The 14,132-nt window shown below is 62.1% G+C and carries 12 protein-coding genes; 5 read left to right on the top strand and 7 right to left on the bottom strand.

Going from position 1 to position 14,132, the window contains the following annotated elements:
• Nucleotides 1-42: 42 nt before the first annotated feature.
• Nucleotides 43-1,860 (top strand): DUF885 family protein, encoded by a 1,818-nt coding sequence (locus tag PAN08_RS12230; RefSeq protein WP_269791757.1) that lies wholly within the window; start codon nucleotides 43-45, stop codon nucleotides 1,858-1,860.
• 406 nt (nucleotides 1,861-2,266) lie between these two features.
• The gene (locus tag PAN08_RS12235; protein ID WP_269791758.1) at nucleotides 2,267-3,433 is read left to right on the top strand and encodes a metallophosphoesterase; all 1,167 of its coding nucleotides are present in this window, start codon (nucleotides 2,267-2,269) and stop codon (nucleotides 3,431-3,433) included.
• A gap of 36 nt (nucleotides 3,434-3,469) precedes the next feature.
• Here PAN08_RS12235 and PAN08_RS12240 read toward each other — a convergent pair whose 3' ends face one another.
• From PAN08_RS12240 to PAN08_RS12265, 6 genes are all read right to left on the bottom strand, one after another.
• On the bottom strand, nucleotides 3,470-3,973 hold the full coding sequence (locus PAN08_RS12240; protein WP_269791759.1) for an MgtC/SapB family protein: 504 nt from the start codon (nucleotides 3,971-3,973) through the stop codon (nucleotides 3,470-3,472).
• A gap of 298 nt (nucleotides 3,974-4,271) precedes the next feature.
• Complete coding sequence (gene mtnC, locus PAN08_RS12245) at nucleotides 4,272-4,970, bottom strand: acireductone synthase (protein WP_269791760.1); 699 nt, start codon at nucleotides 4,968-4,970, stop codon at nucleotides 4,272-4,274.
• 115 nt (nucleotides 4,971-5,085) lie between these two features.
• Nucleotides 5,086-5,640 (bottom strand): acireductone dioxygenase, encoded by a 555-nt coding sequence (locus PAN08_RS12250; protein ID WP_269791761.1) that lies wholly within the window; start codon nucleotides 5,638-5,640, stop codon nucleotides 5,086-5,088.
• A gap of 74 nt (nucleotides 5,641-5,714) precedes the next feature.
• On the bottom strand, nucleotides 5,715-6,362 hold the full coding sequence (locus PAN08_RS12255; protein WP_269791762.1) for a methylthioribulose 1-phosphate dehydratase: 648 nt from the start codon (nucleotides 6,360-6,362) through the stop codon (nucleotides 5,715-5,717).
• A gap of 266 nt (nucleotides 6,363-6,628) precedes the next feature.
• Complete coding sequence (locus PAN08_RS12260) at nucleotides 6,629-8,074, bottom strand: amino acid permease (RefSeq protein WP_269791763.1); 1,446 nt, start codon at nucleotides 8,072-8,074, stop codon at nucleotides 6,629-6,631.
• Nucleotides 8,075-8,153: 79 nt separating this feature from the next.
• Entirely contained in the window at nucleotides 8,154-9,629 is a 1,476-nt protein-coding gene (locus PAN08_RS12265; protein ID WP_269791764.1) for an amino acid permease, read from the bottom strand.
• A 191-nt stretch (nucleotides 9,630-9,820) separates the two neighbouring features.
• Between PAN08_RS12265 and PAN08_RS12270 the strand changes: the two genes are divergently transcribed.
• Nucleotides 9,821-10,369 carry an NUDIX hydrolase gene (locus PAN08_RS12270; protein WP_269791765.1) on the top strand — a complete coding sequence of 183 codons (549 nt, stop codon included), beginning with the start codon at nucleotides 9,821-9,823 and terminating at the stop codon, nucleotides 10,367-10,369.
• 70 nt (nucleotides 10,370-10,439) lie between these two features.
• Here the strand turns inward: PAN08_RS12270 and acnA are convergent, their stop codons facing one another.
• Complete coding sequence (acnA, locus tag PAN08_RS12275; protein ID WP_269791766.1) at nucleotides 10,440-13,202, bottom strand: aconitate hydratase AcnA; 2,763 nt, start codon at nucleotides 13,200-13,202, stop codon at nucleotides 10,440-10,442.
• A 267-nt stretch (nucleotides 13,203-13,469) separates the two neighbouring features.
• Here acnA and PAN08_RS12280 point away from each other — a divergent pair, with 267 nt between their 5' ends.
• Both PAN08_RS12280 and PAN08_RS12285 read left to right on the top strand, forming a co-directional pair.
• Complete coding sequence (locus PAN08_RS12280; RefSeq protein ID WP_269791767.1) at nucleotides 13,470-13,703, top strand: AbrB/MazE/SpoVT family DNA-binding domain-containing protein; 234 nt, start codon at nucleotides 13,470-13,472, stop codon at nucleotides 13,701-13,703.
• Nucleotides 13,700-14,098 carry a type II toxin-antitoxin system VapC family toxin gene (locus tag PAN08_RS12285; protein WP_057635398.1) on the top strand — a complete coding sequence of 133 codons (399 nt, stop codon included), beginning with the start codon at nucleotides 13,700-13,702 and terminating at the stop codon, nucleotides 14,096-14,098. The genes PAN08_RS12280 and PAN08_RS12285 overlap by 4 nt, the downstream gene beginning before the upstream one ends.
• Nucleotides 14,099-14,132: the final 34 nt, after the last annotated feature.

Raw genomic sequence — 14,132 nt, forward strand, 5'->3', positions numbered from 1 at the left:
CGGTAAGGCTGGCGGCCTTGTTCTCCCGTATGGAAAGTCTCCATGACACTTCGTCCGCTGGCATTTGCCGTTTCGCTGTCCCTGGCCGCCATGCTTGGCGCCTGTACACAGTCCCCGCAGCCCGCAGGTGGCGATGCCGCGAGCCAGGCCCCGCAGGCCGACAAGGCCGCACAGCTGACCCAGCTGTATGCCGATTATTGGGAAGGCGTACTCAAGCTGAACCCGCTGCAGGCGACCTTCCAGGGTGACAACCGCTACAACGACCAGTTGCCGGATTTCGGCTCGGCGGAATTCCGTCAGCAGAGCCATGACTTCAGCACCGAATGGCTGGGCAAGGTAGAGAAGCTGGGTGATGCCGGCCTGACCGGGCAGGACTTGCTGAGCTACCGCATCTTCGTCGAAGAGCAGAAGCAGTCGCTGGAAGGCGAGAAATTCCCCGGCTGGATGATGCCGGTCAACCAGATGAACTCCACTGTCAGCTATGCGGTGATGCTGGGTTCCGGCCAGGTGGCGCAGCCGTTCAAAACGGTAAAGGATTACGACAATTGGCTGGCACGTGCGGGCCGCCTTCCGGTGTTGCTGGATACCGAAATCAGCAACATGCGTGAAGGCATGAAGGCTGGCGTCGTACAGCCGCGTGTGCTGATGGAAAAGGTAGTGCCGCAGTTCGACGAGATCCTCGCCGCCAAGGTGGAGGACAGCCAGTTCTGGGGCCCGATCAAGTTGATGCCGGCAGACTTCGCACAGGCCGACAAGGACCGTTTGACTGCTGCCTACCGCACCTTGATCGCCGACCAGTTGTTGCCGGCGATCAAGAAGCAGCGTGACTTCATTGCCAACGAATACCTGCCGGCCACCCGCGATACGGTGGGTCTGGATTCGTTGCCGGACGGCAAGGCGTGGTACGCCTTCAACGCCAAGGAAAGCACCACCACCGCGCAGACGCCGGAGCAGATCCACGAGATCGGCCTGAAGGAAGTGGAGCGTATCCACGGTGAGATGCGCACGGTGATGGAGCAGGTGGGCTTCAAGGGTTCGCTGCAGGACTTCTTCAAGTTCATGCAGACCGACAAGCAGTTCGAGTTCAAGTCCGAGCCTGAGCTGCTGACGCATTACCGCGGGCTGGAAGCCAAGATCAACGCCAGCGTGCCGAAGCTGTTCTCGCTGACCCCGAAGGCGGCATTTGAGATCCGCCCGATTGAAGCGTTCCGCGCCAAGTCGGCCGCCGGCGGCGAATACATGCAGCCGAGCGAAGACGGTACCCGTCCGGGTATTTTTTATGTGAATACCTACGACCTGCCGACCCGCAAGACCTGGGATGCGGAAGACCTGTTCCTGCATGAAGCCATTCCGGGCCATCACTTCCAGCTGGCATTGCAGCAGGAATTGAAGGGCGTGCCGGCGTTCCGTCGCTTTGGTGGCGAGACGGCCTTCATTGAAGGCTGGGGCCTGTATGCCGAAAGCCTGGGCAAGGATCTGGGGGTGTACACCGATCCGTACAGCTATTTTGGCCGCCTGCAGGGCGAGCTGTGGCGCGCAGTGCGACTGGTGGTGGACACCGGCCTGCATTCCAAGAGCTGGACCCGTCAGCAGGTGCTGGATTACATGTTCGCCAACTCGTCGGTGAGTGAGCCGGATGCCATTGCCGAAGCCGAGCGCTACATCGCATGGCCGGGCCAGGCACTGGCTTACAAGACCGGCGAATTGAAGATCCAGGAACTGCGCAAGCGTGCGCAGGAGAAGCTGGGTGACAAGTTCGACATTCGCGAGTTCCACGCCGAAGTGCTGAAGGACGGCTCGGTGCCGCTGGATGTGCTGGAAGAGAAGGTGGACGGCTGGATTGCTGGCAAGAGCAAGTAATTCGCTTAGGTGGAGTTGGAGAGGCACCGCGAAAGCGGTGCCTCTTTGGTTTCGGATGTTGGTGGAAGCGAAAGCTTGCCCTCACCCCAATCGCTCTCCCGCGCGCGGGAGAAGGGTTCGGCGCAAGGCAAGTTGACGTAGTTCTGGCAACTGCAGCTTTAAAGCCTCTCTCCCGCCTGCGGATGAGAGGTTGGGATGAGGGTAGAACCAACGCCAGCAAACCTCGAAAGCCCCGAAATCCGGAAGAAGTAACCGCAAAACCCAACCCAAAAAAGAACGCACTGATTCACCTGCCAGCACCTGTCCAGCAACAGGCCTATGTCAAAGTACATGGCATCCCCCTGAGAACTTCCCAGCGGCCTGAAGGCAGTCGGCACCTGCGCTCCATCAATCGCTGTTATTGAAAATGACCCTACTCGTATCGCTGATCCTGCCGCTGCTCGCCTTGTGGCTGTGGTGGCCCGTCACCTCCTTGAGCAAGCGCCAACGACGTTGGCACATCGGCGTCACGCTTGCGCTCGCGCTGGTTGGTTTGAGTTTCGCCACGCTGTGGCGGATGGACGTGTTCGAGTACGCGGTGGAAGCGTGGATCCAGCTGGTGTTCGGCTGGGTGCTGGCGATGTTCATCATCCTGCTGGCGTTTCTGATCCTGCGGACGCTGGGTTGGCTGCTGTCACGCTTCATGCCCCGCACCTCGGTGTGGGCGACGCTGTGGCATGGCAAGCGTATGAACCAATCGGCGTCGATGCTCATCGTCACGCTGGCTACGTTGGGTATCTGGAACGGCTTGAAACCGCCGCAGGTGCGCGAGCGCGAACTCGTCGTGCCGCATCTGCCTGCAGAACTGGACGGCGTGCGCGTGGCGGTGCTTGCCGACCTGCATATCAGCCCGGTCAAGCGCGCCTGGCGCACACAGCGCATCGTCGATGCGGTGATGGCGGCCAAGCCCGACATCATTGTGTTGCCGGGTGACATGGTGGATGGCGAGGTTGCCGACACGGCAGTGTTTGTCGAGCCCTTGGCCAAACTGGCCGCGCCGCACGGCGTGTGGGTGGCGCCAGGCAATCACGAGTACTACCACGGCTACAAACAGTGGATGGCGCACTTCCGCGGCATGGGCCTGGGTGTGCTTGAAAACCAGACCGCACGCTTGTCGATCAACGGCCGCACGCTGGTGGTGTCTGGCGTGGGTGATCTGGCCGCGTTACGGCCCAGCTCCTATATGCGCGGCGGACTGGCACCGGATCTGCCGGCGGTCATCGCAGCAGCCAAGGGCAGTGATGCGCATATCTTGCTGGCCCACCAGCCCAAACAGGCGCGCGATGCGGCAGCGACCGGCGCGTTCAATTTGCAGATTTCAGGCCACACGCACGGCGGCCACATGTGGGGCTTCGATCGTTGGGTAGTGGCACCGGCAAATCACGGTTACGTGCGTGGCGAGTACAGGGTCAAGGACATGAAGCTGTTCGTCAGCAGTGGCGCCGGCCAGTGGGATGGCTTCACCGCACGCTTGGGCGTGCCTTCCAGTATTGATGTGCTGGTGTTGAAGCGTGCCGGCGTCAGTGACCGTTGATCTTCTGCAATGAAGTTTTGATGCGGGCGTTTGAACTCAGCTATCGATGGTTTCTTCGCTGACGTTGGTCTTCCGGTCCGGCATCAATCGCGGCAGTGTGCTCACGACCGCCAATGCTGCGGCGGTGGTCGCCAGTGCCACCATCTGCATGCCCATACCGGCGGCCATGCCGATGGCCGCGGTCATCCAGATGCCCGCAGCGGTGGTCAGGCCTCGCACCCGTTCCTTTTTGTCCTGCTTGAGGATGGCGCCTGCACCCAGGAATCCGATGCCGGAGACGATGCCCTGCATCACGCGGGTGACATCCGCACCGCTGATGCCCATCTGCAAGGGTGCCAAGACAAACAGCGCTGAACCCACCGACACCAGAATGTGGGTCTTCAGTCCCGCCGCTCGCCCCTTGCTTTCACGTTCCAAGCCCAGCAGTCCGCCGAGCACGATGGCAGTCAGCAGGCGTGATGCGACGACGGTCAGCGTCTCTACATCAGGTATCGAAAACTCAGCTGCCAGCGCATGGCCGATCTGCGAGGGGATGCTCATTGCAGGTCTCCGATGGAGCGAGGAAGGATTGCGGTGGGTCGACTGCTGCGACCAAGTCGCCACTGCATGGCTACACGTTGGAGTGGCATGGACGTCCGCAGGGGAACGCTAGCACCGTGGCAGTGCGGCAGAAGTGACGGCACGTTATGGCATGGTCGCGCGCGACGCATGATGGGCAGGCGCCGATGGACGATGCAGCGGCTGCTGAGCGCCGTTCGTGCGGGCGGTGGATCCTGCTGCACCTGAAACTACAACGGCCCTTTCCAGGGCCGTTGTAGGCGGGGCGGCATTGCTGATATCAGAGCGTAATCTGCTCGAAATTCTCGACCCGCGTATGCCCGTGGGTTGCCTCGCCGGTGCGGGGCTGCGGGTAGTCGCTGATACGATCCAGTAGCACGGTTTGCAGGCCGGCATCGCGCGCGGCATCCAGTTCTTCAACGATGTCCGACAGGAACAGGATGTCCTGCGGTGCAATGCCAATGGCCTGCGCGATGTGCGCATAGCTGGCGGCCTCGCGTTTGCCGCCCACTTCGGTGTCGAAGTTGCCGGAGAACAGATCGTTGAGATCACCTGCCTCGCTGAAACCAAAGAACAATTTCTGCGCCGGCACCGAGCCCGACGAATACACGTACAGCGGCAGACCGGCGGCATGCCACGCGCGCAACACGCCTGCGACTTCTGGGTACATGTGCGCGGCGTAGTCACCGTTGCGATAACCCACGTCCCAGATCATGCCCTGCAGCGCCTTGAGGGCGGTGTGCTTGCGGTCTTGGTCGATCCAGCCTTGCAGGGTTTCGACGATGACTTCGTCCTGGCAGGCGCCAGCGGCGATTTCAGTGGCGACCGCATCCAGCCACTGGCGGACCTGCGGATCGTTGCCGTGGTCGCGAACGAAGCCGGGCAGTGCAGTGCGGGCATACGGGAACAGCACCTCTTTGACGAAAGAAATGCTGGACGTGGTGCCTTCGATGTCGGTAAGGATGGCTTTGATGGTCATACGGGGTTCCTGCGCGGCGCTTTCAAAGCACTCGCGGGTAGTTGGGCTATGGCAGTCTGGATCTGCCCTCACCCCAACCCCTGTCCCAGGTGGGGGAGAGGGGCTTAATCGGGCATCAAACAGCGCTGGGTTCGTAGCGCGGGAAGCGCAGGGCGATGTCGGTGCCGGTGAAATGGCCGACCCAGCCGTCCGGCTCAGTGAAGAAGCGGATGGCGGCGAAGTTGGGTGCTTCACCCATATCGAACCAATGGGTGACGCCGTCCGGCACTGAGATTAGATCGTCCTTCACACATTCCACTTCGTAGACCTTGTCGTCCACGTGCAGGGTGAACAGGCCCGAGCCGGCGACGAAGAAACGTACTTCGTCCTCCTTATGATAGTGCTCGTCGAGGAACTTCTTGCGGATTTCCGCCCGGTTGGGGTTGTCCGGAGCGATTGAGGCCACATCCACGCTCTTGAAGCCATGCGCGGCAACCAGGCGATCAATATCTTCGCGGTAGGCGGAAAAGACTTCTTCCTGACTGGCGCCGGGGGTGATCGGATGCTGGGCCTGCCAGCGCTCGAAGGTGACGCCAATCTTTTTCAGTTCAGCGGCGATGACGTCGCCGTCACGGCTGTCGAGCAGCGGGGCGTCCGGAGCGGTGTCGTTGAAGATACGCAGTCGGCTCATGGCGATGGACTCCATGGGTAGGGGAAGGGGAGCGTAGCAGGCGCGGGCCGAGCAAGATCCGCGCCGATTCGGAATCAGGAAATGGCGCGTAGTTTGAGCAGTTCCAGTTCGCAATGGAGCAGGAACTCGAAGGCTTCCAGGTGGCGGCGGGCCTCGGCCATATCGCGGCCCCATGCATACAGGCCGTGACCGTCAATCAGATAACCCCACATCGGGCCCTTGTCGAGCTCGGCTTCGACCTGCTCGGCCAGTACGTCCATGTCCTGGGTGTTGGGGAACACCTTCAGGTCGACGGCGGTTTCGTGGGTGGCGTTGCCATGCAGCGCCTTCAGCAACTCGTAACCTTCCAGACGGATGTGGCCCTGGCGACCAAACAGGCGCGAGGCGATGGTCTGTACTGGCGAATGGGTGTGCAGCACGCAACCTACGTCCGGGAAACGGGCATATAACTGGGTGTGCAACAGGGTTTCGGCGGAGGGACGCAGCGGACGGCCGACGGCCTTGCCGTTGAAGTCGACCACCATGATGTCGCTTTCGATCAGCCGGCCCTTGTCTTTGCCGGACACGGTGATGGCTGCATGCTGGTCATCCAGCCGATGCGAAAAATTGCTGCTGGTGGCTGGCGTCCAGCCCGATTGGGCCAGGTCACGGATATTGTCGATCAGCAACTGGGCCAACTGGCTCAGCCGCTCACTGTCGTAGGGGACGGAAGGCGCGTTCATGCCCGCATTCTACTAAAGCCAGGGGCCATCGTAGGAGCCTGGACAGGCGGGGGTGAAATCCCTGCGGGGTCTTGTATGGCAAGTTCCATGAGACCGGGAATTCACGCCGCGCCCCGGGGTAGTCAGTTGCGGGTGATGACTCCGTCCGCCCGAGGGAAATGGGCATGTCTGGACTACAGCGCCATGCCGAAAGCCCTAGGCAGGGCCAACTAAAGAGCCCGGGTGTCTGAGGCCCGGGCTCTGGTCACTTGGTCGGTGCGTGGAGATCAGCCGTTCTTGGCCTTGTTGGCAGCATTGAGCTTGCTGTGGCGAATGCTGTAGGTGAAATAGATGATGAAGCCGGTGGCGGTCCACACGCCCATCAACATCCAGTTGTGCAGGGTCATGGCGGTGAGCAGCCCGATGCAGCTGAGCACGCCCAGGCTGCAGATCAGCCACGCCATCGGGATGCGGAACGGACGCGGCAGGTCCGGCTGAGTCCGGCGCAGGACCAGTACGCCGGCGCAGACCGCAGCAAAAGCGATCAGCGTGCCCATCGAGGTCAGCTCACCCAGGATGTCGAGCGGGAACAGCGCTGCCAGCAGCGCGATACCGATACCGGTGATCACGGTGTTGATATGGGGCGTGCGGTACTTCGGATGGATTTTGGTGAACACGGGCGGCAACAGACCGTCGCGGCCCATGATCATGAAAATGCGCGGCTGGCCGATCACCATCACCAGCACCACCGATGCCAGGCCGATCAACGCGCCGACTTCGACAATGACGCGCAGCCAGTCCAGCTGCGGGTGCGCGGCTACGGCGGTGACCACCGGTTCTGCAGTGCCCAGCAGTTGGTAGGGCACCAGGCCGGTCATTACAGCGGCCATGGCGATGTAAAGCACGGTGCAGATCACCAGCGACAGCAGCATGCCGATCGGCAGATCGCGCTGCGGCCGGTGCGATTCCTGCGCCGCCACGGACACCGCTTCAAAGCCGATGTAGGCGAAGAACACCATTGCCGCGCCACGCAGTACGCCGTCGAAGCCGTACTTGCCCGGGCCTTCGTTGGCGGGGATGAAGGGTGTCCAGTTGCTCGGGTCCACATACTTCCAGCCGGCAACGATCACCAGCACGATCAGGCCGGTCTTGAGGATCACCATGGCCATGTTCATCGCCGAAGACTTGCTGATGCCGACGTAGCACAGCCAGGTCAGCAGCAGCACAAGGGTGGCGGCCGGCAGGTTGGCGATGGCGCCGGTGGGGCGCAGCTGGGCATCCAGCGGCGCGTTGACCAAGGCCGCAGGCAGATGGATGTCGAAATGGCTGAGCAGGCTGAGGAAGTAGCCTGTCCAGCTCACCGCCACTGCGGATGCGGACACGCCATATTCCAGCACCAACATCCAGCCGATAAACCACGCCGACAGCTCGCCGAAGGTGGCGTAGGTGTAGGTATAAGCGCTGCCTGCGACCGGCACCATTGAAGCGAATTCGGCATAGGCCATGGCGCAGAACGCACAGCAGATGGCCGCCAGTACGAAGGACAGCATGATGGCCGGACCGGCATGGTTGGCCGCGGCCTGGCCGGTGATGACGAAGATGCCGCCGCCGATCACCGCGCCGATGCCCAGCGCAGTCAGGCCCCAAGGGCCAAGTGTGCGGCGCAGGCTCAGGCCATTGGCTTCTTCATGTGCGGCATGGGGATGTTTGGTGGCCCACAGTTGCTTGAACATGGTTCGAATATTCGCTCGTCAGTGCGCGGTGGGGGCGCGCAGAAAAACCGGCGCGGGAAGCGCCGGTGATGAAGTGGAGTCAGGCGCTCTTGTTGAGCTTGCTATGACGGATGCCGTAACCGAAGTAGATGCACAGGCCCAGCAAGGTCCACAGCACGAAGACCAACCAGTGCGCGACAAATGCCATCGCGAACAGGCCCAGGCAGATCAAGGCACCGAGCGGTGCGATCAGCCACACCGCAGGCACTCGGAAAGAACGCGGCAGATCCGGCTTGGTCCGGCGCAGCACCAGCACGCCGATGCAGACCGTTGCGAAGGCCAGCAGGGTGCCCATGGCGACCAGTTCGCCCAGCACCGACAACGGCACCAGGCCGGCCAGCGTCGCGGCGATTACGCCGACGAAAATGGTGCTCAGGTGCGGCGTGCGGAACTTCGGGTGGACCTTGCCGAAGATTGGTGGCAACAGGCCGTCGCGGGAGATGGTATAGGCGATGCGGGTCTGGCCCATCATCATCACCAATATCACCGACGACAGGCCGGCGATGGCGCCGATTTCGACCCAGGTCTTTAGCCAGGCCAGGTTGGCGTAGGGCTCCAGTGCAGTGGCAACCGGCTTGTCGGTGCCCAGCAGGTAGTACGGCAACAGGCCGGTCAGCACCGCGCAGACGATGATGTAGATCAACGTACATACCGCCAGCGAGCCTAGCAGGCCAATCGGCATGTTTCGCTGCGGGTCCTTGGTTTCTCCGGCAGCGGTGGAAACCGCGTCGAAGCCGATGTAGGCAAAGAATACGATGGAGGCCGCGCGCAACACGCCGCTCCAGCCAAATTCACCAAAGGTGCCGGTGTTGGCGGGCACGAACGGGGTCCAGTTGGCCGGGTCCACGTACATGGCGCCGAAGCCGACGAACAGGCAGATAACGCCTACCTTGATCGCCACGATCACCGCATTGACGAAGGTGGACTGGGTGACGCCGACGTAGAGCAGGCCGCTGATCGCGACGACGATGAGTACCGCCGGGAGGTTGAACAGTTTGCCTGAGGCAGCGAACTCGCCGTTCTGCCAGGAGATGGGGGCAGCGCTCAGTGCATCAGGAAAGGGCAGGTGCAGGGTAGTGGTGAGGAAGCTGATCAGATAAGCCGACCAACCCACCGCCACCGATGCCGAGGCGAACAGGTATTCCAGCACCAGGCACCAGCCGATGAACCAGGCCATGCCTTCGCCGAGGGTGGCATAGGAATAGGAATACGCGCTGCCGGAGACCGGCATCATTGCCGCGAACTCTGCGTAACACAGGCCGGCGAACGCACAGGCCAGGCCGGCCAGTACGAAAGACAGCATGATCGCCGGGCCGGCATGGTTGGCTGCGGCCTGGCCAGTGACGACGAAAATGCCGGCACCGATCACCGCGCCCATGCCCAGTAGGATCAGGTGCTTGGCTGTGAGGGTGCGTTTGAGCGTGGCCTCGCCTTGCAGGCTGCCCTCAATCGGCTCACCGGCATCGATATGCGCGGTGGGTTCGATTGGTTTGACCCTCAACAGTGTTTTGAGCATTCCGCTAATTCCCGAATCTTGTGTAATGCACCCGGGCGCATGGAAGCGACGGGGGAGGATGGAGGGTGTCACAAACTGAACGGTCGGCAACAACTCTACCTTGCCAAAGGTGGCCAAACTCGACAAGCGCATGTGCAACATCGACAGCGATAATGGCCGCTGCCTCAAATCAATGGGATGTGCTGACAGTCATGCTTGAACAGGATCAGAGTCTGCGCCAGGCGCTGCTGGAGTATGCACGGGCTGTTCCCGCGCATGGCGATGTGGCACAGGAATTTCTGGCATTGCTGGATGCACCAGGGCCGGACCCGTTCACCCGTGGGCGGCTGGCGGGCCACTTTACTGGCAGCGCCTGGCTGGTCAGTAGCGATGGCAAGCGGGCGCTGTTAACCCATCACCGGAAGCTCGGGCGTTGGCTACAGCTGGGTGGGCACGCCGATGGCGACCACGACCTGCCAGCCGTTGCGTTGCGTGAGGCTGACGAGGAATCCGGCCTGCCGGGGTTGACCTTGGCGTCGCGGGCGATATTTGACCTGGACCGGCATTGGATCCCGGAGCGTCGCGAGGTGCCAGGGCACTGGCATTACGACGTGCGCTACGTGGTAGTTGCTGGAGCAGATGAGCGCTTTGCAGTCAGTGAGGAGTCGCTGGATCTGGCCTGGTGTCTGGTGACGGACATCGCCCGACAGGAAGATGAATCCATGCAGCGCATGGCAACACGCTGGTTGGCACGGGGCTGATTCAGGAGTTGTGGCGGAAAAAAGAACGCCCCGTCGGGGGCGTTCTTCACTTCAAACTACAGGCAACAACTCAAGCCGTCTTCTTCGCCGCCAACTGCCGCAGTACGTACTGCAGCAGGCCGCCATTTCGGAAGTACTCCACTTCCTTCGGCGTCAGCAACAGCACCTTGGCCTGGAAGCGTTTGCTGCTGCCATCGGCTTTGCTGGCGGTAACCGTGGCGACCTTGGCGGTGCCGTCCTGCAGCCCAGTGATGTCGAAGGTTTCAGAGCCATCCAGGCCCAGGCTCAGTGCGTTCTCGCCGTTCTGGAACTGCAGCGGCAGCACGCCCATGCCAACCAGGTTGGAGCGATGGATGCGCTCGAAGCTCTCGGCGATGACTGCCTTGACGCCCAGCAGGTTGGTGCCCTTGGCGGCCCAGTCACGTGACGACCCGGTGCCGTATTCCTTGCCGGCGATAACAACCAATGGCCTGCCATCGGCCTTGTACTTCATGGCGGCGTCGTAGATGGCGAGCTTCTCGCCAACGTTGCTTCCGGAGGCGTAATACAAGGTGTTGCCGCCTTCTTCACCACCGAACATCAGGTTCTTGATGCGAATGTTGGCGAAGGTGCCGCGCACCATCACGTCATCGTTGCCACGACGGCTGCCGTAACTGTTGAAGTCGGCTGGCTGCACGCCACGCTCCTGCAGGAAGCGGCCCGCTGGCGAATCCTTCTTGATGTTACCGGCCGGGGAGATGTGGTCAGTGGTGATGGAGTCACCGAACAGGCCCAACACACGCGCGCCGTGTACATCGGAGATGGTGCCGACCTGCATGGTCATGCCGTCGAAGTAGGGCGGATTCTTGATGTAAGTCGAATCGGAATTCCATAGATAAGCCTGGCCTTCCGGTGATTCGATCTGCGCCCAGCGGCTGTCGCCCTTGAACACGTCGGCGTAGTTCTGCTTGAACATCTCCGGGCCGACGGTGGCGGCGATGGTGTCGCCGATTTCCTTGTTGCTCGGCCAGATGTCGCGCAGGAACACGTCCTTGCCGTCGCTGCTCTGGCCGATGGGTTCGCGGGTCAAATCGATGTTGACCGTGCCAGCGATGGCGTAGGCCACCACCAACGGCGGCGATGCCAAGTAGTTGGCCTTTACTTCCGGGTGCACGCGTCCTTCAAAGTTGCGATTGCCGGACAGCACCGAAGCCACCACCAGGTCACCGGCAGCAATGCCGGCGCTGACCTCGGTGGGCAACGGGCCGGAGTTGCCGATGCAGGTAGTGCAGCCGTAGCCGACCACGAAGAAGCCCAGCTTCTCCAGTTCGGTCATCACGCCGGCTTTTTCAAGGTAATCGGTAACCACGCGCGAGCCCGGCCCGAGCGAAGTCTTGACCCACGGCTTGGCCTTCAAACCCAGGCGTGCTGCATTGCGGGCGAGCAGGCCAGCGCCGAGCATCACCGCCGGGTTGGAGGTGTTGGTGCAGGAGGTGATGGCAGCGATCACCACCGAGCCGTCCTTCAACCGCATCGGTTGGTCGTCGATGACGATGTCGGCATGACCCTTGGCCAATTGCTCGTTGCCGACGGCCGCGCCGCCGCCTTCATTGATGAAGTCGGCCACGTCACCATTGCGTTGTTCACGGTGGGTGGTGAGCCCCTTGAGCGCTTCGGTGAAGTTGCTGTGCACGTCTTCCAGCAGCACGCGGTCCTGTGGGCGCTTGGGGCCGGCAAGCGACGGTTTGACGTCGCCCATGTCCAGTTCCAGCGTCGCGCTGTATTGCGCCTGCGAGCTGCCCGGTTCGTGCCACAGGCCCTGTGCCTTGGCGTACGCCTCGACCAGCGCGATCTGCGATTCGCTGCGACCGGAAAGACGCAGGTAAGTCAGAGACTCAGCGTCGATCGGGAAGATGCCGCAGGTGGCACCGTACTCGGGAGCCATGTTGGCGATGGTGGCGCGGTCGGCCAGTGGCAGGTGCTGCAGGCCCTCGCCGTAGAACTCGACGAACTTGCCGACCACGCCCAGCGTGCGCAGCATCTGGGTGACGGTCAGCACCAGGTCGGTGGCGGTGGTGCCTTCGGGCATCTTGCCGCTCAGCTTGAAGCCGACCACCTGCGGGATCAACATCGACGATGGCTGGCCGAGCATGGCGGCTTCCGCCTCGATCCCGCCCACGCCCCAGCCCAGTACACCGATGCCGTTGATCATGGTGGTGTGCGAGTCGGTGCCGAACACGGTGTCCGGGAAGGCCCAATGGGTGCCTTCGATATCGCGTTCCATCACCACGCGCGCGAGGTTTTCCAGGTTCACCTGATGGACGATACCGGTGTTGGGCGGCACCACCTTGAAGTTCTCGAATGCCTTCTGGCCCCAGCGCAGGAAGCTGTAGCGCTCGCGGTTACGCTCGAACTCGATCTTGCCGTTGATGTCCAGTGCGTCGGCGCGGCCGAACACGTCCACCTGCACCGAATGATCGATCACCAGTTCAGAGGGAATCAGCGGATTGATCTGCTCTGCCCTGCCGCCGAGTTTGGTCACCGCATCGCGCATGGCGGCAAGATCCACCACGCAGGGCACGCCGGTGAAATCCTGCAGCACCACACGGGCCGGCATGAAGGCGATTTCGGTGTCGGGTTCTGCCTTGGGGTTCCAACGTGCCACTGCCTCGATGTGCTCGGGACCGACGGTCTGGCCGCCGTCCTCATGCCGGAGCAGGTTCTCCAGCAGGATCTTCATCGAGTAGGGCAGGTGGGAGATGTCGTACTTCTGGCCGAGCTTGGGAAGGCTGCAGTAGGTGTACTGCTGGCCGCCAACCTCCAGTTGGCTGCGGGTGGAGAACGAATCGCTCATACGGCTTTGCTCCTTTACATACAGATGGCTTGCCGCGGCTGGGGTGCCGCGCGGGCTTTCCGGGGCCTGTGCCCCTTACATGAATGCCCGTCGAGTATGGACGAAGCCTTCGTGACCGGGGCGCGGCTGCAACCGACATTTTAGGCAACGGCTTGTTGCGCCCATGTAACGGCGTGCGGCATGCCGCGGCCCCCCAAGGGGCTGTGGTGGGTTGGGGTATGCCGGCCAAGGTATGTATAATTCGTACATACTTTGCTGGAGGTCGCCATGGAAGCCACCGTAGCTGAACGCGGGCAAATCACGTTGCCCAAGGCCGTACGCGACGCGCTGGGCCTGACCAAGGGCACGTTGTTGAAGGTTGAGCTGGACGGCAGCCGCATCATCCTGCGCAAAAGTGTGGACGATGCCATTTCCCGTGCGCGCGGCAAGTTCGCGTTGGACGGCTTTGAGTCGGCTGAGCAGGCCGTGCGTACCGTCCGTGACGAGGCCGGCGACGCATGATCGCCGTGGACTCTCCCGTCCTGATCGAGCTGCTCAGCGACGGCCCGCGTGCCGACGCAGTGGAAGCCTGCCTGCGGCAGGCGCTGGTCAGTGGCCGGGTGGTTGTCTGCGGTACCACGCTGGCTGAGGTCTGCGCCTCGTTGCGCGGCGGTGCCGAAGTGCAGGAAGCACTGGAAGAAATGGGCGTCCACTTCAATCCGCTGGAAGCCAAATCCGCACTGCGCGCTGGCGAGATGCATCGCCGCCACCGCCAGCGCAGCGGCGAAACCCGCCGTATCGACGATTTCATGGTCGGTGCCCACGCCCTGTTGCAGTGCGATGGCCTGATCACCTGGAACGACACGTTTTATCGCGACTACTTCAAGGGCCTGAAGCTGATCGTGCCGCAAGCCTGAGCCCATCCATTCTTAAACCGTAATACCCGGGAGT

Source organism: Stenotrophomonas sp. Iso1, assembly GCF_027497995.1.
Lineage (GTDB): Bacteria > Pseudomonadota > Gammaproteobacteria > Xanthomonadales > Xanthomonadaceae > Stenotrophomonas.